28 protein-coding genes are annotated in these 25,926 nt (G+C 69.1%); 20 read left to right on the top strand and 8 right to left on the bottom strand.

Features of this window, described 5'->3' with window-relative positions:
* The 4 genes from FL311_RS11940 to FL311_RS11925 form a co-directional block, all read left to right on the top strand.
* Positions 1 to 2,441 (top strand): ribonucleoside-diphosphate reductase subunit alpha (locus FL311_RS11940; RefSeq protein WP_368668565.1); only part of this gene is annotated, 2,441 nt, incomplete at its 5' end.
* 214 nt (positions 2,442 to 2,655) lie between these two features.
* The gene (locus tag FL311_RS11935; protein WP_141325159.1) at positions 2,656 to 3,666 is read left to right on the top strand and encodes a ribonucleotide-diphosphate reductase subunit beta; all 1,011 of its coding nucleotides are present in this window, start codon (positions 2,656 to 2,658) and stop codon (positions 3,664 to 3,666) included.
* 392 nt (positions 3,667 to 4,058) lie between these two features.
* Entirely contained in the window at positions 4,059 to 4,514 is a 456-nt protein-coding gene (locus FL311_RS11930) for a hypothetical protein (RefSeq protein WP_141325158.1), read from the top strand.
* A gap of 37 nt (positions 4,515 to 4,551) precedes the next feature.
* Entirely contained in the window at positions 4,552 to 5,229 is a 678-nt protein-coding gene (locus FL311_RS11925) for a site-2 protease family protein (RefSeq protein WP_141325157.1), read from the top strand.
* A 109-nt stretch (positions 5,230 to 5,338) separates the two neighbouring features.
* Here FL311_RS11925 and aqpZ read toward each other — a convergent pair whose 3' ends face one another.
* The 4 genes from aqpZ to FL311_RS11905 form a co-directional block, all read right to left on the bottom strand.
* The gene (gene aqpZ, locus FL311_RS11920) at positions 5,339 to 6,112 is read right to left on the bottom strand and encodes an aquaporin Z (protein ID WP_228556827.1); all 774 of its coding nucleotides are present in this window, start codon (positions 6,110 to 6,112) and stop codon (positions 5,339 to 5,341) included.
* Between the two features lie 285 nt (positions 6,113 to 6,397).
* The gene (gene hpt, locus FL311_RS11915; RefSeq protein WP_141325155.1) at positions 6,398 to 6,931 is read right to left on the bottom strand and encodes a hypoxanthine phosphoribosyltransferase; all 534 of its coding nucleotides are present in this window, start codon (positions 6,929 to 6,931) and stop codon (positions 6,398 to 6,400) included.
* 13 nt (positions 6,932 to 6,944) lie between these two features.
* Complete coding sequence (locus tag FL311_RS11910; RefSeq protein WP_046715129.1) at positions 6,945 to 7,760, bottom strand: uracil phosphoribosyltransferase; 816 nt, start codon at positions 7,758 to 7,760, stop codon at positions 6,945 to 6,947.
* 49 nt (positions 7,761 to 7,809) lie between these two features.
* Positions 7,810 to 8,409: a thymidine kinase gene (locus FL311_RS11905; RefSeq protein ID WP_046715130.1), complete on the bottom strand. Its 600-nt coding sequence runs from the start codon at positions 8,407 to 8,409 to the stop codon at positions 7,810 to 7,812.
* Positions 8,410 to 8,614: 205 nt separating this feature from the next.
* Between FL311_RS11905 and FL311_RS11900 the strand changes: the two genes are divergently transcribed.
* The 12 genes from FL311_RS11900 (at position 8,615) to dnaB (ending at position 18,396) form a co-directional block, all read left to right on the top strand.
* Entirely contained in the window at positions 8,615 to 8,992 is a 378-nt protein-coding gene (locus FL311_RS11900) for a DUF5658 family protein (protein ID WP_174816712.1), read from the top strand.
* A 134-nt stretch (positions 8,993 to 9,126) separates the two neighbouring features.
* A complete protein-coding gene (gene spoVG / locus FL311_RS11895; protein WP_046715132.1) occupies positions 9,127 to 9,426 on the top strand; it encodes a septation regulator SpoVG in 300 nt (99 codons plus the stop codon).
* A 45-nt stretch (positions 9,427 to 9,471) separates the two neighbouring features.
* Positions 9,472 to 10,422: a ribose-phosphate pyrophosphokinase gene (locus tag FL311_RS11890; protein WP_046715133.1), complete on the top strand. Its 951-nt coding sequence runs from the start codon at positions 9,472 to 9,474 to the stop codon at positions 10,420 to 10,422.
* Between the two features lie 179 nt (positions 10,423 to 10,601).
* Positions 10,602 to 11,270, top strand: a complete 669-nt coding sequence (locus tag FL311_RS11885) for a 50S ribosomal protein L25/general stress protein Ctc (RefSeq protein ID WP_141325153.1) — start codon at positions 10,602 to 10,604, stop codon at positions 11,268 to 11,270.
* A gap of 72 nt (positions 11,271 to 11,342) precedes the next feature.
* Entirely contained in the window at positions 11,343 to 11,918 is a 576-nt protein-coding gene (pth, locus tag FL311_RS11880; RefSeq protein ID WP_141325152.1) for an aminoacyl-tRNA hydrolase, read from the top strand.
* Positions 11,919 to 12,173: 255 nt separating this feature from the next.
* Positions 12,174 to 12,650 carry a 30S ribosomal protein S6 gene (gene rpsF / locus FL311_RS11875; protein WP_046715136.1) on the top strand — a complete coding sequence of 159 codons (477 nt, stop codon included), beginning with the start codon at positions 12,174 to 12,176 and terminating at the stop codon, positions 12,648 to 12,650.
* A gap of 50 nt (positions 12,651 to 12,700) precedes the next feature.
* Positions 12,701 to 13,090: a 30S ribosomal protein S18 gene (gene rpsR / locus FL311_RS11870; protein WP_141325151.1), complete on the top strand. Its 390-nt coding sequence runs from the start codon at positions 12,701 to 12,703 to the stop codon at positions 13,088 to 13,090.
* A 26-nt stretch (positions 13,091 to 13,116) separates the two neighbouring features.
* A complete protein-coding gene (gene rplI / locus FL311_RS11865) occupies positions 13,117 to 13,560 on the top strand; it encodes a 50S ribosomal protein L9 (protein WP_046715138.1) in 444 nt (147 codons plus the stop codon).
* A gap of 177 nt (positions 13,561 to 13,737) precedes the next feature.
* Positions 13,738 to 14,910 (top strand): acyltransferase, encoded by a 1,173-nt coding sequence (locus FL311_RS11860; protein WP_141325150.1) that lies wholly within the window; start codon positions 13,738 to 13,740, stop codon positions 14,908 to 14,910.
* Between the two features lie 10 nt (positions 14,911 to 14,920).
* Positions 14,921 to 16,039, top strand: coding sequence for a sensor histidine kinase (locus FL311_RS11855; protein WP_141325149.1), 1,119 nt, complete (start codon positions 14,921 to 14,923; stop codon positions 16,037 to 16,039).
* A 115-nt stretch (positions 16,040 to 16,154) separates the two neighbouring features.
* Positions 16,155 to 16,925, top strand: a complete 771-nt coding sequence (locus FL311_RS11850) for a LytTR family DNA-binding domain-containing protein (RefSeq protein ID WP_141325148.1) — start codon at positions 16,155 to 16,157, stop codon at positions 16,923 to 16,925.
* A gap of 100 nt (positions 16,926 to 17,025) precedes the next feature.
* Positions 17,026 to 18,396, top strand: a complete 1,371-nt coding sequence (gene dnaB, locus FL311_RS11845) for a replicative DNA helicase (protein WP_046715141.1) — start codon at positions 17,026 to 17,028, stop codon at positions 18,394 to 18,396.
* Positions 18,397 to 18,954: 558 nt separating this feature from the next.
* Here the strand turns inward: dnaB and FL311_RS11840 are convergent.
* The 3 genes from FL311_RS11840 to thiE are packed head-to-tail and all read right to left on the bottom strand — an operon-like array spanning position 18,955 to position 21,134.
* Complete coding sequence (locus FL311_RS11840) at positions 18,955 to 19,695, bottom strand: bifunctional hydroxymethylpyrimidine kinase/phosphomethylpyrimidine kinase (RefSeq protein WP_141325147.1); 741 nt, start codon at positions 19,693 to 19,695, stop codon at positions 18,955 to 18,957.
* Positions 19,692 to 20,456, bottom strand: a complete 765-nt coding sequence (locus tag FL311_RS11835; RefSeq protein ID WP_074956041.1) for a gamma-glutamyl-gamma-aminobutyrate hydrolase family protein — start codon at positions 20,454 to 20,456, stop codon at positions 19,692 to 19,694. Before FL311_RS11835 ends, FL311_RS11840 begins: the two co-directional genes overlap by 4 nt.
* Positions 20,457 to 20,477: 21 nt before the next feature.
* Positions 20,478 to 21,134, bottom strand: a complete 657-nt coding sequence (gene thiE, locus FL311_RS11830; protein WP_141325146.1) for a thiamine phosphate synthase — start codon at positions 21,132 to 21,134, stop codon at positions 20,478 to 20,480.
* A 93-nt stretch (positions 21,135 to 21,227) separates the two neighbouring features.
* Between thiE and FL311_RS11825 the strand changes: the two genes are divergently transcribed.
* Genes FL311_RS11825 through FL311_RS11815 form a run of 3 tightly spaced genes read left to right on the top strand, consistent with a single transcriptional unit; the run spans position 21,228 to position 22,500 of the window.
* Positions 21,228 to 21,542 (top strand): RNA polymerase subunit sigma, encoded by a 315-nt coding sequence (locus FL311_RS11825; protein ID WP_141325145.1) that lies wholly within the window; start codon positions 21,228 to 21,230, stop codon positions 21,540 to 21,542.
* Entirely contained in the window at positions 21,539 to 21,853 is a 315-nt protein-coding gene (locus tag FL311_RS11820) for a DUF1844 domain-containing protein (protein ID WP_141325144.1), read from the top strand. The genes FL311_RS11825 and FL311_RS11820 overlap by 4 nt, the downstream gene beginning before the upstream one ends.
* Positions 21,850 to 22,500, top strand: a complete 651-nt coding sequence (locus FL311_RS11815) for a hypothetical protein (protein WP_228556826.1) — start codon at positions 21,850 to 21,852, stop codon at positions 22,498 to 22,500. Before FL311_RS11820 ends, FL311_RS11815 begins: the two co-directional genes overlap by 4 nt.
* A gap of 7 nt (positions 22,501 to 22,507) precedes the next feature.
* On the opposite strand, the gene FL311_RS11810 is transcribed toward FL311_RS11815, so the two are convergent.
* The gene (locus FL311_RS11810; protein WP_141325143.1) at positions 22,508 to 23,029 is read right to left on the bottom strand and encodes a hypothetical protein; all 522 of its coding nucleotides are present in this window, start codon (positions 23,027 to 23,029) and stop codon (positions 22,508 to 22,510) included.
* A gap of 238 nt (positions 23,030 to 23,267) precedes the next feature.
* On the opposite strand from FL311_RS11810, the gene clpB reads away from it, so the two are divergent.
* Positions 23,268 to 25,892, top strand: coding sequence for an ATP-dependent chaperone ClpB (clpB, locus tag FL311_RS11805; RefSeq protein WP_141325142.1), 2,625 nt, complete (start codon positions 23,268 to 23,270; stop codon positions 25,890 to 25,892).
* The last annotated feature ends 34 nt before the right edge of the window (positions 25,893 to 25,926 follow it).

The raw sequence follows: 25,926 nt of genomic DNA, 5'->3' as shown, positions 1-25,926 counted from the left end.
AATCCGGACCGGGCGCGAGTACGGCACCCGTCGCGGCCCCCGAGCCCACGCAGAGCGAGTTCGCCCCCACCACCATGCGCGTGCGCAAGCGCAACGGCACCGCCGAGTCGGTGGACCTGAACAAGATTGTCCGCGCGGTGGGCAAGAGCTGCGTGGGGCTGTCGCGCGTGGACGTGATGCGCGTGGCCACGAAGACCATCTCCGGCCTCTACGACGGCGCCACCACGCGCGAGCTGGACAGCCTGTCCATCCAGACCGCCGCCGCGCTCATCGTCGAGGAGCCCGAGTACGCGCGCCTGTCCGCGCGGCTGCTCGCCACGTTCATCCAGAAGGAGGTCAGCAACCAGGACATCCACTCCTTCAGCCAGTCGGTGGCGGCGGGCCACAAGCACGGCCTCATCGCGGACCGCCTGCTGCAGTTCGTCCAGGCCAACGCGCGCAAGCTCAACGCGGCCATCGACCCGTCGCGCAATGACCTGTTCGAGTACTTCGGCCTGCGCACCGTCTACGACCGCTACCTCCTGAAGAACCCGCAGACGCGCGAGGTGCTGGAGACGCCGCAGGAGTTCTTCCTGCGCGTGGCGTGCGCGCTCAGCGGCGACAACGCGCGCGAGGCCATCGAGCTGTACCGGCTGTTCAGCTCGCTGGAGTACCTGCCCAGCTCCCCCACCCTGTTCAACTCCGGCACGCGCCACGAGCAGCTGTCCAGCTGCTTCCTGTTGGACTCGCCGGCGGACGACCTGGACGCCATCTACCGGAAGTACTCGGACATCGCGATGCTGTCCAAGTTCTCCGGCGGCATCGGCGTGGGCTACCACCGCGTGCGCGCGCGCGGCTCGCTCATCCGCTCCACCAACGGTCACTCCAACGGCATCGTCCCCTGGCTCAAGACGCTGGATGCGTCCGTGGCCGCGGTGAACCAGGGCGGCAAGCGCAAGGGCGCGTGCTGCGTGTACCTGGAGACGTGGCACGCGGACATCGAGGACTTCCTCGAGCTGCGCGACAACACCGGCGACGAGGCCCGCCGCACCCACAACCTGAACCTGTCCAACTGGGTGCCGGACCTGTTCATGAAGCGGGTGGAGACGGAGGGCGACTGGAGCCTCTTCGACCCGAAGGTGGTCCCGCACCTGACGGACCTGTACGGCGCGGAGTTCGAGAAGGCCTACGTCGAAGCCGAGGCCGCCGGCCTGGCGATGCGCAAGGTGAAGGCGCGTGACCTTTACGCGCGGATGATGAAGACGCTCGCCCAGACGGGCAACGGCTGGATGACCTTCAAGGACATCTGCAACCGCAAGAGCAACCAGACGGGCCGTCCGGAGAACGTCATCCACCTGTCCAACCTGTGCACCGAAATCCTGGAGGTGACGAGCCAGGGTGAGACGGCGGTGTGCAACCTGGGCTCGCTGAACCTGGGCCGGATGGTGGTGGACGGGAAGTTCGACTTCGAGCGGCTGCGCGCCAACGCCCAGCTCGCGCTCAAGCAGTTGGACCGGGTCATCGACCTGAACTACTACCCCATCCCCACGGCGGCGGACTCCAACCGCCGCTGGCGGCCGGTGGGCCTGGGGCTGATGGGCCTGCAGGACGTCTTCTTCCAGCTCAAGCTCCCGTTCGACGCGCCCGAGGCGCGGGCCCTGTCGAAGAAGATCTCCGAGGAGATCTACTTCGCGGCGCTGACCACCTCGTGCGAGCTGGCCGAGCAGTTCGGCGCGCACCCGTCCTTCCCGGAGACGCGGGCGGCGAAGGGTGAGCTGCAGTTCGAGAGCTGGGGCGTGACGCCGGAGGACCCGGCGCGGTGGGCGGCGCTGCGTGCTCGCATCCAGCAGCACGGCCTGCGCAACTCGCTGATGATTGCGATTGCGCCCACGGCGACGATTGCGTCCATCGCGGGCTGCTACGAGTGCATCGAGCCGCAGGTGTCCAACCTGTTCAAGCGCGAGACGCTCTCGGGTGACTTCCTGCAGGTGAACCGCTACCTGGTGCGCGACCTCCAGGCGCTGGGGCTGTGGAACGAGTCGGTGCGCAACCGCATCAAGCTGGCCGAGGGCAGCGTGCAGGACCTGACGGAGCTGCCGGAGAACCTGCGCGCCGTCTACCGCACGGCGTGGGAGCTGCCCATGCGCTCGCTCATCGACATGGCGGCCGACCGCGGCGCCTTCATCGACCAGAGCCAGTCGCTCAACCTCTTCGTGGAGACGCCGAACATCGGCAAGCTCTCCTCGATGTACTTCTACGCGTGGCAGAAGGGGCTGAAGACGACGTACTACCTGCGCTCGCGTCCGGCCACGCGCATCGCCAAGGCGACCATCGCCGGCAACGGCGCCACCGCGACGGCGCCCGTCACGCCCGCCCCCGAGGCCAAGGCCGCCAAGGTGACGGACGCGGAGGCCGTGGCGTGCTCGCTGGAGAACCCCGAGGCCTGCGAGGCGTGCCAGTAAAGAGTTCCTGATTCACAGACTTTTCGTCCTGGCGAGCACGCGTGAGAACGCGTGCTCGTTTTGTTTTGTGCGGGTGTGTCACGCACGGTGCGGAACCCGCATGAAGGCGCACGTAAGCAAGAGTTGTTCAGCGCACGCGGACGCGCACGACCCTCGGGAGAATCAGCGGTCGCGGAGGATCCACGCAGCAGCCTGCATGGTATGGATCGCGCCCATGCTGCTCGAACCCGGCCTGAACCTGACGCTGCGCCCCATGGCGTATCCGGTTTTCTTCGAGATGTACCGGAATGCCATCAAGAACACCTGGACCGTGGAGGAGGTGGATTTCTCCACGGACCTGGTGGACCTCCGCTCGAAGATGACGGACGCGGAGCGACACCTCATCCACCGGCTGGTGGCCTTCTTCGCGACGGGCGACAGCATCGTCGGCAACAACCTGGTGCTGAACCTGTACAAGCACCTCAACGCGCCCGAGGCGCGGATGTACCTGTCGCGCCAGCTCTACGAGGAGGCGCTGCACGTCCAGTTCTACCTGACCCTGCTGGACACGTACGTGCCGGACCCGGGTGAGCGCGCGAAGGCGTTCGCGGCCATCGACAACATCCCCTCCATCCAGCGCAAGGCCCGGTTCTGCATGAAGTGGATGGACAGCATCCACGACGTGGACACGCTGAAGACGAAGGAGGACCGGCGCCGGTTCCTCTTGAACCTCATCTGCTTCGCGGGCTGCATCGAGGGGCTCTTCTTCTTCGCGGCCTTCGCGTACGTGTACTTCCTGCGCAGCAAGGGCCTGCTCAACGGGCTCGCGGCGGGGACGAACTGGGTGTTCCGCGACGAGAGCGCGCACATGGCGTTCGCCTTCGAGTGCATCCAGGTGGCCCGCAAGGAGGAGCCGGACCTCTTCGACGCGAAGATGGAGCGCGACGTGGAGGCGATGATTCGCGAGGCGGTGGAGTGCGAGACGCAGTTCGCGCAGGACCTCCTGAGCGGCGGCGTCGCGGGCTTGTCCGTGCAGGAGATGCGGGGCTACCTCGAGTACACGGCGGACCAGCGGCTGCAGATGCTGGGCATCTCCCCGGTGTTCAAGACGAAGAACCCGCTGTCCTTCATGGACCTGCAGGACGTGCAGGAGCTCACCAACTTCTTCGAGCGCCGCGTGTCCGCCTACCAGGTCGCGGTGGGCGTGGGCGCCGCGGGCGACGTCGTGCTCGACGCGACGTTCTGAGTCGGTTCGACGACGGGCCCGAGCACGACCGGGCCCGTCGTTCTTCGTGGGAAGTCGTCTCGGTAGAGGCTGACGGCGCACCTCCTGGCGCCTCGCATCCCGAAACGACCTGAGACCTCCAGGCACGTCGAAACAGACCCCACCCGGGCGATTGTCTTTGACATCGCGATGCCACGCCCCCGCGCGCACGACGTGCTCGAACGCCAGACGACACCATCACGTACGGCGGCCCCGAAAGGCCACTTCGGCTCGGCTTGCGCTGGCCCCTCAATCCCCCCCACAAGAGACAGCTCAAACAGAAGACATCCACCACCATCCAGCGGATGGCGCACGACACCGTGTCCCGACACGTCGCTGTCGTCGGCGAAGCCCTGCTCCGCGAAAAGGTGACCATGGCCGTCAGTACTGGAAAGCACATCGACCCCGGCGGCTGCGCCGCCTGCTCCATCGAGCTGACGGTGCCTCCAGGCACACAGGGCCTCGAGCCGCGCTTGGCCATCGCCCAAAGCTGGGAGCGGATGACCCATGACGAGCCCCCGTGGGACTTGAAGACCCACGCGCGCTGGACGAGCTGCGACACCTGGCAGGTCTACACTCATGACCACGACGTCTGGGGCAACCAGACTCGCATCGAGCTGCAGGGACAGGGCGTCATCACCGCGTCATTCGACTCCGACCTCCATACCTACCTCAGCAAGCGCCGGCTGCCGCCTCTCAGGAGACCGAGCGCGCGCGAGCCCCTGCACCAGCATGGCCGCCACGAATCACCTCCGGACGCAATCCGAGACATCGGCGGCACGTCGACGAAGAACGGGCGGGTGTCCATCGGCGGAGCGCGCCCGCGGTGAATCCCTCGGGTGTCACGTGATAGACAGGGGGCACACCATGGACCGCGCCGCCCTGCTCTTCTGGCTCTGGATGCTCTTCTTCACCGTCAACGCGCTGTGGGCGCTGAGTCAGGCGGCCGTGGCCAGCTCGTTCGGCGTCCGGCCCACGCTGGTGAAGCTGGGCGTCGGCCCGCGCCTCTTCACCCTGTCACTCGGTGGCATCCAGTGGGCGCTGCGGCCCCTGGTCCCCTTCGGCAGCGCGGTGAGCTTCGAGGACCCGACGCAGGACGCGGCGTCCTCGAAGGCGCCGGCCGACAACCGCCTGCGCCAGCTGCCCGTCGCGCTGCACGCGGCCACCATCGTGCTGCCGTGGGCCGTGCTCGTCGGAGTCGCCATGGCCTGCCTGGGCCCTGGTGAGGGCCTGCGCCACTTCGTCACCGGCTTCGCCCTGCCCTTCCAGGTCTCGCTCCTCCCGGAGCGAATCGAGCGCTTCGTCGCCGTGCTGCGCGACGGAGAGTTCCTGCGCGCCTGGGGCCTGCTCAGCGCCAAGGTGGCCGCCGCCAACCTGCTGCCGCTGCCCGTGCTCGCGGGCGGCTCGCTCGTGATGCTCCCGTGGCGCAACCAGCGCGAGCGCGTGCCCGTCTGGGCCGCGAGCCTCAACCTGCTGATGATGGCCTTCGCGCTGCCCTGGGCCTGCTACGTCGTCTACCTGCTGGGCACCACGGTCCTCCGCTAAGGCGCCCGGAGCGCGAGCGCCTCCCCCCACGAGCAAGGCCCGCCACCGTGAACCTCCCGGCGACGGGCCCTTGATTCAGCGATGCGGTGACGCGCACCGCGACCCGGACTCACACCGGCGAGCGCGTGCGGCTCCGGTCCTGGGCGATGCGCTCCGCCCGCTCGGCGTCCAGCGAGCGCTCCGCCGTGCGCGCCGAGATCGCCGCGGCCGGCGCGAACACGGAGCGGTACACCGCCGCCGCCAGGCCACCGCCCAGCAGCGGCGCGATGATGAACATCCACAGCTGGCCCAGCGCCTGCCCCCCCGCGAACACCGCGGGCCCCAGGCTGCGCGCGGGGTTCACGGAGGTGTTCGTCACGGGGATTCCCACCAGGTGGATGAGCGTCAGCACCAGGCCAATCGCCAGCCCCGCGAAGCCCACCGGCGCCCGCGCGTCCGTCGCGCCCAGCACCGTCAGCACCAGCAGGAACGTCAGCGCCACCTCCGCCAGGAACGCCGCCCCCGCGCCATACCCTTCCGGAGACGCGATGCCGTACCCGTTGGAGCCCAGCCCCGCCACCGACGCCTGGTAGCCCCCAGGCACGCCCTTGGCGATGAGCAGCACCACGCCCGCCGCCAGCACCGCGCCCAGACACTGCGCCACCACGTAGCCCAGGATGTGCTTGGTCTCGAACTTGCCCGCCAGCGTCAGCCCCACCGTCACCGCCGGATTCACGTGGCAGCCGGAGATGGGGCCAATCGCATACACCATGGCCAGCAAGGACAGCCCGAAGGCGAACGACACGCCCAGGAAACCGATGCGGTCCCCCGCCAGCACGGCCGCTCCCACGCCGCCGAGCACCAGGACGAACGTCCCGATGAACTCGGCCAGGTATTTCCGCATCCCGTCATTCACCCCGGCTGACACCGCAGCCGGGGTCCTTCTGTCCGTCGGCGAACGCATGCGAATCCTCTCTCGCCGCGCTCCTGCCGGACACGGACACTCGCGCCCGGCGCCTCGCGGCGCCAGCAGTCCCAACCGGGACGCTGTGCACGCACGCTCCGGTGACAAAGCGCCACCCCGCTCCATGCTCGGGGGCCAGTTGTCACGCGGAGCGCCCGAGGCGCCGTCACCCTCGAGCCGGCGGGAGGACGGGCCTCCTCCCACACGGCCGGGTCCCGCCTGGGCCTACTTGCCCTTCATCACGCCGATGAACGGCACGTTGCGCAGCTTCTCCGCGAAGTCCAGGCCGTAGCCGACGACGAAGAGGTCGTCGATGATGAAGCCCTTGTAGTCGATGTCGATCTTCGTGCGCGCCCGCGACGGCTTCTCCAGCAGCGAGCACAGCTTCAGCGACGCCGGGTGCCGCGCGCGGAGGTTCTCCAACAGGAAGCTCATGGTGAGCCCCGTGTCGATGATGTCCTCGATGATGAGCAGGTGCTTGCCCGCCATCGGCTTGCTGACGTCGGTGGTGATGCGCACCTCGCCCGTCGTCTCCGTTCCGCCCTGGTAGCTGGACACGCCCAGGAACTCCAGCGTGAGCGGGAGGTCCACCGCGCGCGCCAGGTCCATGGCGAAGAACGTGGAGCCCTTCAACACACAGACGAGGGTGAGCTCCTTGCCCGCGTAGTCCCGGGTGATTTCGGCACCCAGCTCCTTCACGCGCGCCTGCAGCTTGTCCTCGGGAATCAGGACGCCGACTTCCTGCTCGTAGAACGCCAAGGTCTCCTCCGCGCTACACGTAGGCGTTGTTCATGATCTCCCCGAAGCCGCCGCCTCCGGGGACGATGTACTGCCTGTCATCCAGGCCCCGCTCCTTCTCCCAGAGCGCGCCCGGCGCCGTGCCGAACACCTCCGGCGGGGACAACCCCCGGTCCAACCGCAGCGCGTAGATGATGACGTCCGGGTGGTCCGTCGTCATGCGCCGCAGGTACTCCGGCGTGACGATGAGGTTCAGGGTGATGATGCGCCGGGGGGTGCCGGGCACCTTGTCTTTGTAAAGCGTGATGGCCGTGGACAGGCTGCCGCCCGTGGCGCCCATCGGGTCCGGGAAGAGCACGAACGCGTCATCCACGTCCCCGCCAATCTTCGCGCCGCCGATCTGCGAGCCCACCACCGCCTCGGCCGCGTCGATCATCCGGCTCATGATGATGTGGTCCTGGCGCACCACCGTCGGGTCCACCGTCGCGTTGAGCAGGTCGTACGTCACCTGCGACGGCAGCGTGCCCGCCCGCGCGATGTTCACCGTCACCACCCGCACTTGCGGGTCGATGACCTCGCCCTGGTAGAGCCCCTGCGGCGTGGAGTCGATCATCCGGGTGGGCAGGCTCACCATCTTCCGGGGGAACTCCGCGTTCACCACCGTCTTCACCAAATCAATGTAGAGCGTCTCCACCAGCCGGTTGATCTGCGGCTGGATGACGCCCTTGGCGCACAGGGTGGCCAGCTGGGAGAGCAGGAACGGATTGCCCACCAGGTGGACGTTGGGTCCATAGTGGTGGGTCATCTCGTTCAGCTTGAAGGGCACGTTCGCGTACAGGGTGTCGCGCATCCGGTCGTCTCCTCTCGCGCCCGCGCCCCCGCGGGCGCCCACGCTGCTGTCAGTCGAACAACTCCAGCGTCTGCGGCGGCGTGCCCTCGGAGGGCTCCGGCACGTGACACTTGCGGCAGCGCGGCTCGTACGCGCCCGCAGCGCCCACCACCACCCGCTCACCACTGGACACGATGCGCTGGGAGCGATTGGCCGGATTCCCACACACCACGCAGATGGCCAGTTCCTTCGTCACGTACTCCGCGACGGCCATCAACTGCGGCATCGGTTCGAACGGGCGCCCCTGGTAGTCCTGATCCAGCCCCGCGCAGATGACCCGCAGGCCCTTGTTGGCGAGCGCCTCCACCACCGCGACCACTTCGGTGCCGAAGAACTGCACCTCGTCGATGCCCACCACCTGCGTGTCGGGCGCCAACCGGTAAAAAATCTCTTCAGCCCGCTCCACCGGCGTGGACGTCACCCGGAGCTTCGAGTGGCTGACGACCGACGTCTCGTCGTACCGGTTGTCGATGCGGGGCTTGAACACCTGCACCTTCTGCTTGCCGTACACGGCACGCTGGACGCGGCGGATCAACTCCTCCGTCTTACCGGAGAACATCGAACCGCAGATGACCTCTATCCACCCGATATCTTTGGGGAATTGGTGCAAGTTAGCTCGCCTGGCCTGGGGGCGGAGGGGCGCGGATAGTCTGTCACCCCCCCGCTGGAGTCAACCGCCATCCGCGTGCCCGTGACACGGCCCGCCATGTCGTCCCCGCCCGTCCGCCCGCCTGCCCCTCCACGCCGCCTTCGAGCGCTGGCAAGCCGCTTGAAAGGGAGTGGTCCGGACGCAGGCGTGGGCGGGGAGGTGGGGCGTGGCGACGACGACGGTGGAGCAGGTCCAGGGCGCAATCCAGGGTGGTCGGGCTTCTTTCTATGCGTCACCGGCGTCGGTGGCGCTGCTGATGCTCAACCTGATGGACGGGCTGTTCACGCTGCTGTTCCTGCAGCTGGGCGTGGCGGAGGAGCTCAACCCGCTCATGCGCCTGGCCTACGAGCAGTCACCGATGTTCTTCATGTTCTCCAAGCTGCTCATCGTGAACGCGGGCCTGTGGCTCCTGTGCCTGCACCGCCGGCTGAGGGCCAGCCGCGTCGCCATCCGGGCGGGCGCCGTCGTGTACGGCATCATCGTGGTCTACCATCTGGCTTTTCTGACCCACCTGGTCCTGCACTGGCCGGGAGCCCTCGGGTAGTCCCGCTCGCGCCTGTCGGACTGTGCGCGAGTGGAACAATCGCAACACGAAGCCATCACCATACACTTGCATTTTGCACCCGGGATGTCCCAGGCTTCCCGCCAGCTCCGACCTTTCGGGTTCGGGGGGGGACCATGAACATCACCGACGTCCGGGTGTTTCCGGTCGAAGAGGACAAGCTCAAGGCGTACGTCACCATCACCCTGGATCACTGCTTCGTCATTCGCGACTTGAAGGTCATCCACGGCTCCTCGGGGCTGTTCATCGCGATGCCGGCGAAGAAGCGGAAAGATGGGACGTACAAGGACATAGCCCACCCGCTCAACGCGGATACGCGCAGTCAGATGGAGCGCGTCATCCTCATGGAGTACGAGCGGCACCTCCATCAGGCGCAAGCCGGGATGCTCGGTCCGATGCCAGCGGATCTCGACTAACGTCCTTCACATCGGCGCGTGTCCAGGTTAGTCAGCGGCTCCATCATGCAGCCGCGCGACTTCAAGATCTTCGCCGGGAGCTCGAATCCCGGCCTGGCTCACCGAATCTGCGAGTACCTCAAGCGTCCGCTCGGCAAGGCCGAGGTGGGTCGCTTCTCCGACGGTGAAATCCACGTCGAGATTGGAGAGAACGTCCGCGGTCACGACGTCTTCATCTTCCAGTCCACGTGCCCGCCGGCCAACGACCACCTGATGGAGATGCTCATCATGTGCGACGCCCTGAAGCGGGCGAGCGCGGGCTCCATCACGGCGGTGATTCCGTACTACGGGTACGCACGCCAGGACCGCAAGGTGGCGCCGCGCACGCCGATCACCGCCAAGCTCATCGCGGACCTGCTGGAGGTCGCGGGCGCCGAGCGCGTGGTGTCCATGGACATGCACGCCGGGCAGATCCAGGGCTTCTTCAACATCCCCTCGGACCACCTGTACGGCTCGCCGGTGTTCCTGGAGGACCTGCGCAAGCGCTTCCCGGAGTCGCAGGAGCTCGTCATCGTGTCGCCGGACGCCGGCGGCGTCGAGCGCGCGCGCGCCTACTCCAAGCGGCTGAACACGGGCCTGGCCATCATCGACAAGCGCCGCCCGCGCCCCAACGCCTCGGAGGTGATGAACCTCATCGGCGACGTGACGGGCAAGGACGCGGTGCTGGTGGACGACATGGTGGACACCGCCGGCACGCTCACCCAGGCGGCCGCGGCGCTCAAGGCCAAGGGCGCCCGCCGCGTGGTCGCCTACGCGGTGCACCCCATCCTCTCCGGCCCCGCCATCCAGCGCATCCAGGACTCGGTGCTGGAGGAGGTCGTCTTCACGGACACGGTGCCGCTGTCGCCCGCGGCCCTGGCCTGCTCGAAGATCCGCGTGCTCACCACCGAGCGCCTCTTCGGGGAAGCCATCGCCCGCATCCACCGGGCCGACTCGCTCAGCTCGCTGTTCGTCTGAGGAGCCAGTCGCCCGGCCACCGGGCGACTTGACTCCATGTCGGGGGGCTGGCATGTCCGGCCTCCTCCAACGGCCTCTTTCCATGGGCGCCGTCTTCGGGGCCCGCCACTGGGGCGGGATGCCGAGGGCGCCGGGGGCTGTTGGCAACCGTCGTTGCATCCCCCAACAAAGGTATTTCCATGTCCACCGACAAGAGCACCCTTGAGGCGAAGGCGCGTGAAGGTTCCGGCAAGGGCTCTGCCCGCCGTCTGCGCGGCCAGGGTCTGGTCCCCGCCGTGGTGTACGGCAAGCACCTGGAGAAGCCGGTGCACATCGCCGTGGACCCCAAGGGCGTGAAGGCGGCCATCAACACGCCGCACAAGTTCAACACGCTCATCCAGCTGAAGCTGGCCGGCGGCGACCAGCAGGTCCTCCTGAAGGACTACCAGATGGACCCGGTCACGCGCGCCATCCTGCACGTGGACTTCATCGGCGTGCGTGAGAACGAGCAGGTGAAGGTGAACGTGCCGCTCGTGCTGACGGGCAAGGCGCAGGGCGTGGCGGACGGTGGTCTGCTCACCCAGGCCCGCCGCGAGCTCGAGGTGTGGGCGCTGCCGAACGCCATCCCGGAGCGCATCGAGGTGGACGTGACGGCGATGAAGATCGCCGAGGCGCTGCACGTCAACGACGTGAAGCTGCCCACGGGCGTCTCCATCAAGACGAACGTCAACTACACGCTGGCCGTGCTGAGCGCGCCCGAGTCCGCCGAGGCGGCTCCGGCGGCGGCGGCTCCCGCGGCGGCTCCGGCGGCGAAGGCCGGCGACAAGGCGGCCCCCGCGGCGGCGGCCAAGGCTCCCGCGAAGAAGTAGTCCTCTTCCGGTGTACCCTGGACACGGGGCCGGCCTCGTCGGAGGCGGGCCCCGTTTCTTTTTGGAGTTCCCATGAAGCTCATCTGCGGGCTGGGCAACCCGGGGCGCGAGTACGAGCGGCACCGGCACAACATCGGGTTCATGGTGGTGGAGGCGATGCTGTCGCGCGCCCGCGCCGAGCTGAACCAGGAGAAGTTCGCCGCCAGGGTGGGCCAGGGCACGCTCGCGGGCGAGCGCGTGCTCTTCGTGGAGCCCCAGACGTTCATGAACCTGTCGGGCCGCTCGGTGGCCGAGGCGGCGCGGTTCTACAAAATCCCCCCCGAGGACGTGCTCGTCATCCACGACGAGCTGGACCTGCCCATGGGGCGGCTGCAGCTCAAAGCGGGCGGCGGCTCGGGGGGCCACAACGGGCTCAAGAGCATCGTCTCGAGCCTGGGCTCGGAGGCCTTCATCCGGCTGCGCTTCGGCATCGACAAGCCGGAGGGCCCCAACGCGCGCGAGCGGGTGGCCGGCTACGTCCTGTCCAATTTCGACGACGGGGAGCGCCGCCAGCTGGAGGACCTCATCCCCCGGGCGCTGGACATGACGGAGTGCTGGGTGCGGGAGGGGCTGTCGGTGGCGATGAACCGGTTCAACCGGAAGGCCTGATCCTCCAGGGAAGCGGCCGGGCGGGCTTTCCGGGTGCTTGACTTGCCCTGGGGCGCCTCCTAGAAGGCCCGTTCGCTCGCTGGAGGCTGCTCTGGCGGGATGTTCTTTTCCAGCTTCCCGTGTTCTGCACGGGACGTAGCGCGAAGGTGACGGGCGCGCGGTTTCCCGTCCCCGGTGGTGGCCCTCCAGGCCGCTCGCCGTTTCCCCGCTCCTCGGATGGTCCGAGGGGCACTCGACCCCAAGGGGAGAGAAAACATGGCAGAGACGCAGGCCGCCAAGCGGCTTCGTGAGTACGAGACCATCTTCCTGGTCAAGCCGGACCTGACGGACGACAACGTGGACAAGCTCAAGGAGCGCGTCCGTGGCATCGTCGACCGCGAGGGCGGCAAGGTCCTCCGCTTCACGGTGTGGGGCAAGAAGAAGACCCTGTTCCCCGTGGCCAAGCAGCCCCGCGCCATCTACGTGCACGCCAGCTACCTGGGCGGCTCGAAGCTGGTGGCGGAGATCGAGCGCAACCTGAAGAACCTGGATGAGGTCACCCGCTACATCTCCGTGAAGAAGGCGGATGAGGTGGACCCCGACACGCGCCCGGTCCTCGAGGACCTGAAGCTGGCTGGCGACGTGGAGGAGACGCGTCCTGGGGCTCCCGCCGACCGCGAGGGTGGTTTCCGCGGCGATGGCGGCGAGGAGGCCGTTGGCGAGTCGGAGGAGGAGTCGTCCGAGGAGGCCTGAGCGCCACCCGGGACATTCTCTAGGGCCCTATCCAGGAAACGAGAAATTTCATGAGCAACGGTACGGACAGCAAGACGGGCGCGTCGTCGGGCGGCCGCAGTGGCGGCTTCGGCGGCGGTGGGCCGCGGGGTGACCGTGGTGGCGACCGCGGTGACCGTGGTGGCGACCGCGGTGATCGCGGCGGCATGGGTGGTGACGACGAGAAGCGCGGCGGTGGCCGTGGCTTCGGTCGCAAGAAGGTCTGCCGCTTCTGCGCGGAGAAGGACGCTTCGGTGGACTTCAAGGACCAGGCGACGCTGAAGTACTTCGTCACCGAGCGCGGCAAGATCATCCCCCGCCGCATCTCCGGCAACTGCGCGAAGCACCAGCGCGAGGTGGCGACGGCCATCAAGCGCGCCCGTGGCATCGCGCTGCTCCCCTACAACGCGGTGGTCGGCTGAGCGCCGGTCCGCACAGGAGACTGAACATGAAGGTCATTCTGCGTGAGGACATCGAGAACCTCGGCAAGTCCGGGGAGCTCGTCACCGTGAAGGACGGCTTCGGCCGCAACTACCTCCTGCCGCGCAAGAAGGCGGTTCTGGCCAGCGAGCAGAACCTCCGTCAGCTCGAGCACGAGAAGGCGGTCATCACCGCCCGCAACGCCAAGCTGAAGGGCGCCGCGGAGGAGCAGGCGAAGAAGGTCGGCTCCATCAAGGTCACCATCAAGCGCAAGGTGGGCGAGCAGGACAAGCTGTTCGGCTCCGTCACGGCGCTGGACATCGCGGAGGCCGTCGCGGCCCAGGGTCAGACGGTGGACCGCCGCGCCATCCACCTGCCCGAGCCCATCAAGACGCTCGGCAACTACGAGGTGGAGCTGCGCCTGCACCGCGAGGTGACGGCGAAGATCAAGGTCGAGGTCGCCGCCGAGTAACGGCGCGTCGCCTTCACCCTCGTCGCATCGAAGAGGCCGTCCGGGGCAACCCGGGCGGCCTCTTCATTTCCGGTCCCCTGCCCTGTCCGGCTGGCGCCGTCGCCGGTCCGTCCCACGACAGACGCGTGGAGGGGCCAGCGCGGGGTGCGTATCCCGGTGGGGACAGGAGGCTCGCCCATGAGCACGCCCGCACCGACGACGTCTTCCGAAGCCCATCACCCGGACCTGGACTGGCTGCGCGTCGTGGCCATCCTCGTGCTGCACCTGTTCCACACGGGGATGATGTTCAACACGTGGGACTGGCACGTGAAGTCGCCCGTCGCGCTGCCGGTGTTGGAGCCGACGATGGAGGTGCTCCACCTGGTGCGCATGCCGCTGTTGATGGTCATCTCGGGCATCGGCACGGCGCTGGCGCTGCGGCGTCGCTCGACGGGGGCCTTCGCGGCGGACCGGGTGCGGCGGCTGCTGGTGCCGGTGCTCTTCGGGATGCTCGTCGTCGTCCCGCCGCAGATCTACGTGGAGCGAGTGCTCCAGGGGCAGTTCCAGGGGAGCTACGCGGACTTCTACCCCTCCGTGTTCCAGCTCGTGCCCTACCCTCGAGGCGGCAGCCTGAGCTGGCATCACCTGTGGTTCGTCGTCTACCTCTTCGTCTACTGCATGCTCGCGCTGCCGCTGTTCGCGTGGCTGGGCAGCACGCGCGCCCGCGCGTGGGTGGAGCGGCTGGAGGCCTGGCTGTGCCGGGGCCTGAACGTGCTGTGGCTGGGGGTGCCGCTGGCGCTCAACGACGTGCTGCTGCACGGGCATCCGGTGACGCACGGCCTGTTCGATGACCCATTGACCTTGGGCCACTACGGACTGTTGTTCCTGGTGGGCCACCTGATGGGGCGGACGGCGCGCCTGTGGGACGCGCTGGTGGAGCGCAGGTGGGCGCTGCTGGGGCTGTCGGCCGTGCTCTTCGCGGTGATGGTGCCTCCGAACGAGTACCCGCGCATTCCGGAGACGCTGGGCCGGGTGGCCTCCCAGTGGCTGTTCATCCTCACGGCGTTGGGCTGGGCGCGGCGCGCCATCACCACCTCGCGCCCGTGGCTGAAGCACGCGCAGGAGCTGTCCTATCCGTTCTACATCGTCCACCAGACGGTCATCATCGTGGTGGGCTTCGCGCTCTTGAAGTTGCCGGTGGGGCCGTGGGCGCTGTTCGGCTGCGTCCTCGCGGTGTCCTTCCTGCTCTCCTGGGGATTGAGCGAGGGCATCGCCCGCCTGCCCTGGTTGAGGCCGCTCTTCGGGATGAAGGCCCGTGCGTCACACCGGGTGCACGCGCCGGGCGTGGCGGCTCCGGGGCATACTGCGTGACGAGGACCTCATGGACGCCCCCACCCTCGTGAAGCCCGCGTGGCGCTGGCCACACCTGCGTGTCCGTCCGGTGCTCGTGACGCTGGGTCTCAGCCTGCTCATCGGGCTGTCGTATGGCACCGCGGTGCGGCTGGACCAGCTGGCCAACGGGCTCACCTCCCTGCCCGCGTCACGGGCCTACTTGTGGGAGCTCACCGGAGCGCTCTCCGGGTGGCTCGCGGCGCCCTTCATCCTGTTCGCGGCGCTCAATGCGCCGTCGCCCCGGTCCTCCGGCTGGCCCCGCTTCGTGGGGCTGCACACGGTGTGCTTCGCGCTCTACACGACGGCGCACATCCTCTTCATGATGGGCTCGCGCCATCCGCTCTACGTGTTGCTCGGCTGGGGGCGGTACGACTACGGCCCCTTGGGCTTCCGGCTGCCGATGGAGATGGTGAAGGACGTGCTCGTCTACGGGCTGACAGCGGCCTTCGTCATCCTGCTGGCCTCGTGGCGTGAGCGACAGGCCCGGGCCCTGCGCGCGGCGGAGCTGGAGGGCGAGCTGCGTGCCGCCCAGCTCCAGTCCCTCACCGGCCAGCTCCATCCGCACTTCCTCTTCAACTCGCTGCACACCATCAGCTCCGTCATGTACGAGGACCTGGCGCGCACGGACCGGCTGCTGAGTGATCTGGGGCAGCTGCTGCGCGCGAGCCTGGAGCGGGCCGAGCCCACGTGGACGCTGGCGGAGGAGCGGGCCCATGCGCAGCGCTTCATCGCGCTGCTGTCCGCGCGCTTCGGGGACCGCTTGAGGGTGAGCTGGAGCGTGGCGCCGGCCCTCGATTCGGCGCGGGTGCCCTGCTTCGCCCTGCAGACGCTGGTGGAGAACGCGGTGAAGCACAACCAGGACCGCCGCGAGCCGCTGGAGGTGCGAATCCGCGCTCGCGAGAGCGGCGGTGACTTGCGCCTGGAGGTGGAGGACACCGGGCGAGGCTTCGGCGAGAGCTCACCGGCCTCGGGGCCGGGCGTGGGGCTCTCCCACCTGGGGCAGGTGCTGGCGCTGCTGCACGGGGGACGGGCTCGACTGGAGCGCGGACGCGGGCCCGAGGGCGGCGCACACGTGGCGCTCACGCTGCCTCGGAGCGGCATGCCATGAGGACGCGCATGGGTGGTCGACGAGGCGCATGTTCCCGCGAGGCGAGGGAGTCGTCGCGCGGCGTGCCGACGGAGGCCGCGAGCCTCGCTCGGACGAAGGGACGGAGCCTGACGCCATGACGACCTTCCGACTGCTCGTGGTGGATGACGAGGCGCCCGCCCGCGCGAAGGTCAAGCGCCTGCTCGAGCACGAGACGCGCTTCACGCTGGTGGGCGAGGCGGAGGATGGAACGCAGGCGCTGGAGCGCATCGAGGCGCTCCGGCCGGACCTCGTCGTGCTCGACGTGCAGATGCCGGGACTGACGGGCTTCGAGGTGCTCGATGCAGTCGGCGCCGAGCCGGGCCCCGCCGTCATCTTCTCCACGGCCTATGACCATTTCGCGCTCCGGGCCTTCGAGGCCCACGCGGTGGACTACCTGCTCAAGCCCTACGACGGCGAGCGCTTCACCCGCGCCCTGGACAAGGCCCACGCCCAGCTCCTCGGCGGTGGGGGCGAAGCCGAGCGACTCCAGGCGCTGCTGCGCGAGGTGGCCACCGCGGCCCCCCGACGCGCGCTGGAGCGGCTGGTGGTGAAGTCCGGCGAGGCCTGGGTGCCGCTGCGCCTGGAGGAGGTGTGGCGCCTGTCCTCCGAGGACAAGTACGTGCGCGTCCACACGGCCGGCGGCGAGCACCTGGTCCGCCAGAGCCTCCGCGCCCTGGAGGAGCGCCTGGACCCGGAGCGCTTCGTGCGCATCCACCGGGGCGACATCATCAACCTGGAGGCCGTGGCCCGGCTGGAGCCCTGGACGCACGGCGACGGCATCCTCGTACTGAAGAACGGCACGACGGTGGTGCTCAGCCGCACGTGGCGTGAAGCCTTCCTGCGGCGCTGGGGCTTGGAGGGGTGACCTGGTGGGGTGGAAGACGCCTTGTGCCCACCCGTTGCTACAGGTCTGTGGCGGAAAAATAGGGGGATGTCAGAGCCGCCTGTAGAGTGGACGGGCAGCCATGGAGAACTCCCTCGACGTCAGAGACGGGCGAAAGGTCCACGAGGACCTCGCCGCCGAGCGCGCGGTCCTAGGGTCCGTGCTCGCCGACAACTCACTCATCGCCGCGGTGGGCGAAGTCGTCCACGCGGACGACTTCTCCAGCCCGGCGCACGCCCAGATCTTCGCGGCGATGATCCGCCTGGACGGCCAGAGCAAGCAGGTCGACCACCTGACGCTGGCGGAGGAGCTGAAGGTCCTCGGGCAGCTCGTCGCCGTGGGTGGCCCCGCGTACCTGATGCGGCTGGACCAGGTCGTCCCCCTGGCCTCCAACGCCGTCCAGTACGCGAACATCGTCAAGGACCAGGCGCTGCGGCGCCGGCTCGCGAACGTGGGCCGGGAGATTCAAGAGCTCGCCAGCCAGGAGACGGGCGAGCTGGAGGTGCTGCTCGACGAGGCCGAGCGCAAGGTGTTCCTCCTCGCGGAGAAGAAGCGCGAAGGAGATCTGCGTCCGGTCAGCGAGCTGATGGAGCAGACGCTCGACCTGCTCGACAAGATGAAGTCGGCGGCGACGGGCATCACCGGCCTGTCGACCGGATACATCGACCTGGACAACCAGCTCACGGGCCTGCACGCCGGCGAGCTCATCATCCTCGCGGCCCGTCCGGGTGTCGGCAAGACGTCGTTCGCCATGAACATGGCGGTGCACGCGGCGCTCAAGGACAACAAGGCCGTCGGCATCTTCAGCCTGGAAATGCCCGCCGACCAGCTGCTCATGCGTCTGCTCGCGTCCACCGCGCGGGTGGACATGAAGAAGCTGCGTGGCGGCCGGCTCTCTCCGCATGACGAGGAGAAGTTCCAGGAGATGGCGGGCGCGCTCTACAACGCGCCCATCTACATCGACGACTCCGGCGGTCTGTCGCCGTTCGACTTGCGCGCGAAGGCGCGGCGCGTGAAGCAGAAGGACCCGCGCCTGTCGCTCCTCATCATCGACTACCTCCAGCTCATGCATCAGAAGGGCAAGGTGGAGAGCCGCCAGTTGGAGGTCGCCGAAATCTCCCGTGCGCTCAAGCAGCTGGCCAAGGAGCTGGAGGTGCCCATCATCGCCCTCAGTCAGCTCAGCCGTAAGGTCGAGGAGCGCAAGGGCGGCAAGCCCATGCTGTCGGACCTGCGTGAGTCCGGCTCCATCGAGCAGGACGCCGACGTGGTGATGTTCATCCACCGTGAAGAGGTGGAGGAAGGCGGCGAGGCTCCGCCCCCGTCGACGGGCGCCACCACCGTCATCCCCGTCGAGCTCATCATCGCCAAGCAGCGCAACGGCCCCATCGGCGAAATCCCGCTGGTGTTCCTCGCCGAGTACACCCGCTTCGAGAGCCGCAGCCGCGGCGAGTAGGTCCCCCGCCCGGACCTCGGGCGGAGCCGGACTCACGACGGCTCATGGCGCCGCGGGGCTCGGCGCCGCTGCGCGAGTCGCGCTGCCAGTGAGTGCGTGATGACGCCCTGGGCCTCGCACCGCACCAGCGCGGCCCGAGGCGTGCGGCTACGCGCGGCCCGGCTTCAGCTCGACGGTGCCGCACGCGCCTCGACACCGGCAGTGCGCTGCCGCAGCCAGCGCGGCCCCGAGGAGTGCGCCTGCTCGCGGTCCGGCTTCCCCTCGACGCTGCCGCACGCGCCTCGACGTCGGCAGTGCGCTGCCGCAGCCAGCGCGGCCCGAGGCGTGCGCCTGCTCGCGGTCCGGCTTCACCTCGACGCCGCTGCACGCGCCTCGACGTCGGCAGTGCGCTGCCGCAGCCAGCTCAGCCCCGAGGAATGCACCTGCTCGCGGCCCGACTTCACCTCGACGCCGCCAGTGCGCTGCCGCAGCCAGCGCGACCCGTGGAGCCCTACTCGCGGCCCGACTTCACCTCGACGCCGCCAGTGCGCTGCCGCGGCCAGCGCGACTCGTGGAGCCCTACTCGCGGCCTGTCTTCAGGTAGCGGATCACCAGCTTGCGCGCGGTGCGCGTGGCCGCCTCGAGCGACTGGCCCCGCCCCAGCTCCGTGGCCAGCGCCGACGCCAGCCGGCACCCCGTCCCGCGCTTCTCCGGGGAGCGCGCGAGCCGCTGGCCCTTCACCTCGAGCACGCCATCAGGCGTGGCCAGCACGTCCGCCAGCGCCCCCGTGTCGGGCAGATGCCCGCCCTTCACCAGCACCCCGCCGAAGCCATGCGAGAGCAGCTCCGTCGCCGCCGCGCGCGCACCCGCCACGTCCTCTGGCACGGGCCGCCCCAGAAGCCACCCCGCCTCATCGAGGTTCGGCGTGAGCACCACCCGCGGCCCCGCGAGCGCCAGGTAGCGCCGCGCGGACAGGCGCGACAGCCGCTGCCCCCGTGATGTGAAGACCACCGGGTCCACCACCCACCACGCCTTCGCGCTCTTCAGTGCGCGGCTCGCGGCCTCCAGCTGCGGCAGGCCCGGCACCATCCCCCACTTCACCGCGTGCACCTCCCCCAGCTCGCGCGCGGCGGTGAGCTGCGCGGTCACCACCCGCGGAGGAGACGCCGTCCAGGAGAACGTCCGCCGGCCCTGCGCCGTCTGCGCCAGCGGCACCGCGACGGGCTGCCCACCCAGCGCGCGCACCGCGGCCACGTCCGCCAACAGCCCCGCCCGCCCCGTCGGCTCCAGCCCCGCGAGCAGCACCACCCTCGGGCTCATCGCCGATGCTCACGCGCCTTCTGCACGAAGGTCTTGTACAGCCCCACGTGCACGGGAATCGTCGTGGACATGTACTCGGGGTGCCACTGCACGCCCACGGCGAACGCGTGCGCGGTGGACTCGATGGCCTCCACCACACCGTCCGGCGCCATCGCGCAGATGCTCACGTCCTTGCCCGCCGTGCGCACCGCCTGATGGTGCGTGGAGTTCACCATCAGCTGGCCGTGGCCCACCGCCTCCGCTAGGAGCGAACCGCTGCGCACGTCCACCGGGTGCTGCGGCTGGGTGCGGTCGTGCTTCTGCTCGTGCTCGCGCGCGCCCTGCACCTCGCGGCCGATGTCCTGGAACAACGTGCCGCCCAGCACCACGTTGAGCAGCTGCATGCCACCGCAGATGCCCAGCACGGGCATGTTCCGCTTGAGCGCCCCACGCATCAGCGCGGCCTCGAACGCGGTGCGCCCCTCCTTGAGCGCGCCCAGCCCCTCGCGCGCCGTCTCGCCATACGCCTCGGGAGGGATGTCGAACGCGCCGCCGGTGACGAGCAGTCCCGACACCCGGTCCAGATACGCCTCCACGCACGTGGGGTCGTCCGCGTACGGCAACACGAAGGGAAGCCCTCCGGCGCGCAGCACCGCCTCCGCGTAGGGCACCTTCAGCTCGTACCTCGCGAAGGGCTGGTCCTCGGGCTGGCTCCAGTCCGGGGTGATGCCGATGTTGGGCCGCCGGGGCGGCTGACCGTGGTGTCGCGGATGATTGTTCATGGGGGAGTCCGTCGGACGAACCTACCCCCCCACACGGCCTCGTTCAAACGCGCCCGCGAGCAGCCGCACCCGCTCGGCGATGTCCTGGGCGAGCAGCGCGTCCGACACCACCGCCGCGCCATGCGCGCCCGTCGCCGCCACGCTCGCCACGTTGGCGAGCCCCACGCCGCCAATCCCCACCACCGGCAACGCGCTGCCCTTCACCACGCGCGAAAGCCCCTCCAACCCCAGCACCGGCGCCGGCACCGCCTTCGTCGTCGTGCCGAAGACCGGCCCCACGCCCACGTAGTCCGCGCCCGCCTCCAGCGCCTCCCGCGCGCCGCGCTCATCCCTCACCGTGACGCCCACCAGCCGGCCGGGCCCCAACAGCGCCCGCGCATCCCGGGCGGGCAGGTCCTCATCCCCCACGTGCACCCCGTGCGCGTCCGACAACAACGCCAGGTCCACCCGGTCATTGAGCAGGCACACCGCGCCCGCGCTCCGGCACAGCGACACCACCGTCCGCGCCACCTCCAGCGCCTCGCGGACGGGCGTGCGCTTCATCCGCAGCTGCACCACCCGCGCGCCGCCCGCCAGCAGGCGCTCCGCCTTGGCCACCAGCGGAATGCCCGGCAACACGGTGTCGTCGCACAACAGATAGAGGCCGGGGGGAAGCAGCGGACGGGGCGGGACGTTCATCGGCACTGGGAAGACGGGACGGCGGCGTTGACAGGCGGCCCCTCTGCTATAAGGTGGCGCGCTGTTTTCCAAGCAATTCTGAGGATTTGAAACATGGCGGACACGGTGGACCCCAAGCACCTCGATAAGCGCACCGCGGAGCGGTACCTGCGCTCGGGCCAGTTGGACGAGAAGGCGCACAAGCGCTACCTCGAGAGCCTGCCTGATGTGGCGGACAAGTCCGTCCCGGTGGAGACCTTCATGCTCGACGACGTGGAGGATGACTACGACGACGAGGACGAGACGGACGACGTGGACGAGTCCGATGAGGCCGACGAGGCGGACGACGAGGCCCCCGTCACCAACAACGACGAGGCCGACCTGGCCGCCGTCGCTTCCTCCTCCGAAGACGAGCCGAACAATCCATGAGCCCCGCGGACGAGAAGCGCGGCGAGACCTTCGTCATGCGGGGGGAAGCGCGCTCCGCGTCCGAGGAGCCCATCGGCTTCACCACGTTCATCATGGGGCTGGGCACCGCGGTGCTCATCCACCTGGGTGATGCGCCGAACCCCGAAACGGGCCAGACGACGAAGGACCTGCCGCTGGCCCGGCAGAACCTGGACCTGTTGTCGATGTTGCGGCTGAAGACGCGGGGCAACCTGACAGCCGAAGAGGAGAAGCTCTTCGACGGGTTGCTCGCCGACTTGCGACTGCGCTTCGTGGAGGCAAGCAAGCGGTGACGGTGTCTGCTCCCCGCTCGGGCTCGCTGCCCGGGCACATCCGCTTCGCGGCGCTGGTGGCCTGCATCCTCGCCGCGTTGACGGGCTGGGCATCCCTGAACGAGGCCACGGAGCTGGCGCACTTCTACGAGGTGCGCTCCCAGCACCTGGAGAAGGGCCCGCCGCTGCTGCTCGGCAATGACCCGGCCGTGCTCCAGCACCTGCTGGAGACGCAGTACCAGGCGCTCGAGCCCATGCGTGAGCCGCGTGCCGCGCTGATGGGCGTGCTCGCCGTGGCGTGTGCCTTCGTCTTCGTGTCCGCCCTGCGCATGCTCCGCCCCGGCGACCTGCCCCGGGGCGCCATGGGACGGATGCTCGGCCGCGCCGCCGTCACGGTGGCGGTGCTGCGCACCATCGACGGCGCCCAGTGGGCCGTGGTGGCCCGACGCGTGGGCGTCACCCTGGCCCAGACGCTCGCCCAGCGCCCCGAGTATCAGAACCCCTCCGCCGCCGAGGCCGTCACCACCGTGGCTCCCTGGCTCGCCCTGGGCATGACGGTGGCGGGCACCACGCTCATCGCGGGGACCTTCGCCGTGATTGGCCAGTTCTTCCGCAGCGAGTCCGTGCGCCAGGCGCTCGTCACCCAGGACGGCGCCGTCGACGGCTAGCCGTCCTTCAGTGGGCGTGGGGCGCCACGGAGCCCGGCAGCAGGGACTCCAGGACCGCCTCCACGTCCGCGGTGGAGTCCTCCAGCCCCAGCACCTGCCCCGTCACGGGCAGCTTCAGGAGCGCCTGCCGCGACAGCCCGAAGACGTGCGCCAGGTGCCCCATGGGCCAGCGTGACTGCATGTGCAGGAAGGCGGCCTCGTCCAAATCCTCGGGACGGCCCTCCGGCAGGTCCACGTTGTCGTAGACCACCCGCTCGCCGCCCACGCGCCGACCGTTGCCGTAGGCGATGACCTCCTCGCCCTCGTCCGGGTCGTACACGTACGCGTGCACGGTGGTGTTGGCCGCGCGGGACAGCAGCCGGGGCAGCGCATGGTGCGCCGCGTACCAGTGGGCGCCGGGCCGGCCCTGGGTGAAGGGCGCCACGTAGGCCAGCCGGACCACCTTGCGGCGACGGTTGACCGACACCTGCAGCCCGGTGGCGCCCGACGCGCCGTCCAGTTGCAGCGCCTCGCGGGCCTGCCGGAGCAACTCCAGCCCGCCGAAGCTTTCGAGTCGAATGAGATAGCCGCCGTGCGCTTCCAGGTTCAGCCCCCCGCGGGTGCGCGCCGCCTATAACCGAGCCACGTCCCTCGTGGCAACCCAGGCACCTCGAAAAGCCAGCCGCTACCAGGAGTCCAAAGTATTCCGCTTCCGGCGCAGCCCAAGCCGCGACTCGTGACGCACCGCACCAACTTGCCAAGCCCTCCGCGACTCTTACGTTGAGTGTATGCGACTCGATAAGTTCACGGTGAAGGCCCAGGAAGCCATCCAAGAGGGCCAGACGCTGGCCCGCCGCGCCGACAATCCCCAGTACGAGCCGGAGCACCTGGCCGCCGCGCTGTTGGGTCAGAAGGACGGCCTCGTCGACCCGCTGCTGCGCAAGATTGGCGCGGACGTGAAGCTGTTCGCGTCCCGTCTGGGCGAGGCGCTCGGCAAGCTGCCGCGGATGCAGGGCGGTGAGAGCGCGATGCTCGGCCAGCGCCTGCTGAAGACCTTCGACAAGGCCGACGACGAGGCCAAGGCGCTCAAGGACGAGTTCATCTCCTCCGAGCACCTGCTGCTGGCGCTCACACAGGACAAGGGCACCGTCGGCGAAATCATGAAGGCCTCGGGCGTCACGCGCGAGCGCGTGCTGTCGAGCCTCAAGGAGGTCCGGGGCTCCGGCCGCGTGACGAGCCAGGACGCGGAGTCCACGTACCAGGCGCTGGAGAAGTACGGGCGCGACCTGACGGAGGCGGCGCGCGCGGGCAAGCTGGATCCGGTCATCGGCCGCGACGAGGAGATCCGCCGCTGTGTCCAGGTGCTCAGCCGGCGCAGCAAGAACAACCCGGTGCTCATCGGCGAGCCGGGCGTGGGCAAGACGGCCATCGCGGAGGGCCTGGCGCGGCGCATCGTCGACGGCGACGTGCCGGAGGGCCTGAAGAACAAGCAGCTCATCACGCTGGACCTGGGCGCCATGGTGGCGGGCGCCAAGTACCGCGGCGAGTTCGAGGAGCGGCTCAAGGCGGTGCTCAAGGAGGTCTCCGACTCCGCGGGCCAGGTCATCCTCTTCATCGACGAAATCCACACGATTGTCGGCGCGGGCAAGGCCGAGGGCGCGATGGACGCGGGCAACATGCTCAAGCCGGCGCTGTCGCGCGGCGAGCTGCACTGCATCGGCGCGACGACGCTGGACGAGTACCGCAAGCACATCGAGAAGGACGCCGCGCTGGAGCGCCGCTTCCAGCCCGTGTACGTGGGCGAGCCCAGCGTGCACGACACCATCAGCATCCTGCGTGGCCTCAAGGAGCGCTACGAGGTGCACCACGGCGTGCGCATCCAGGACAGCGCGCTGGTGGCCGCCGCCACGCTCAGCCACCGCTACATCGCCGACCGCTTCCTGCCGGACAAGGCCATCGACCTGGTCGACGAGGCCGGCAGCCGCCTGCGCATCGAAATCGACTCCATGCCCACCGAGCTGGACGACATGCGCCGGAAGATGACGCAGCTCCAGATTGAAAAGGAGGGCCTGCGCAAGGAGACGGACCTGCACTCGCAGGAGCGTCTGGCCACCATCGAGCGGGAGCTGGCCAACCTGCGCGAGCGCTTCGACGGGCTCAAGGCGCACTGGGACGCGGAGAAGGGCGCCATCGCCGGCATCCGGACGCTGAAGGAGAAGCTGGAGAAGGTGAAGAACGACCAGCTCGCGGCCGAGCGCCAGGGCGATTTGAACCGCGCCGCGGAGCTGAAGTTCGGCGTGCTGCCGTCCCTGGAGAAGGAGCTCCAGACGCAGAACTCCAAGCTGATGGAGCTGCAGAAGAACCACAAGTTCCTCAAGGAGGAGGTGGACTCGGAGGACATCGCGTCCGTGGTGGCCAAGTGGACGGGCATCCCCGTCTCCCGGCTGATGGAGGGCGAGGTCCAGAAGCTGGTCCACATGGAGGAGCGGCTGGCGAACCGGGTGATTGGTCAGCGGAGCCCGATCGAGGCCGTGTCCAACGCCGTGCGCCGGGCGCGCAGCGGGTTGCAGGACCCCAACCGGCCCATCGGCTCGTTCATCTTCCTGGGCCCCACGGGCGTGGGCAAGACGGAGACGGCCAAGGCGCTGGCGGAGTTCCTCTTCGACGATGACTCGGCCATGGTCCGCATCGACATGTCCGAGTACATGGAGAAGCACGCGGTGGCGCGGCTCGTCGGCGCGCCCCCGGGCTACGTCGGCTACGAGGAGGGCGGACAGCTCACGGAGGCGGTGCGCCGCCGGCCGTACACCGTGGTGCTCTTCGACGAAATCGAGAAGGCGCACCCGGATGTCTTCAACATCCTGCTCCAGATTCTCGACGAGGGCCGGCTGACGGACAGCCAGGGCCGCACGGTGGACTTCAAGAACGCGGTGCTCATCATGACGTCCAACCTGGGCTCCGCGGACATCCAGGCGGGCATGGCGGGCAAGGACGAGCTGGACGAGAAGACGCGCGACGAGGTGCTGGACGCGCTGCGCGCGCACTTCCGTCCGGAGTTCCTCAACCGCGTGGACGAAATCGTCATCTTCGAGCCGCTGCGCAAGAAGGACATCTACCGCATCGTCGACCTGCAGTTGGCGAAGCTGGGCAAGCTGCTGGCGGACAAGCGCCTCACGCTGGAGCTGACGGACGCGGCCCGGGAGCTGCTCGCGGAGCGCGGGTACGACCCGACGTACGGCGCCCGTCCGCTCAAGCGCGCCGTGCAGAAGAACCTGCTGGACCCGCTCGCCATCAAGGTCCTCAACGGCGACTTCGCGCCGGGCGACACCATCCAGGCCGACGCGGGCCCCAACGGGCTCACGTTCGCCAAGGTGCTGGTGGACGCGTCGAAGAACGTGAAGCGCACGGCGTAGGCACGGCCGCGGGAATGGAAGCACTCGAAGCCCC

Source organism: Myxococcus sp. AB025B (genome assembly GCF_006518215.1).
In the GTDB taxonomy this organism is placed as follows: Bacteria; Myxococcota; Myxococcia; order Myxococcales; family Myxococcaceae; genus Myxococcus; species Myxococcus fulvus.
This window is presented reverse-complemented; position numbering and strand designations above follow the sequence as displayed.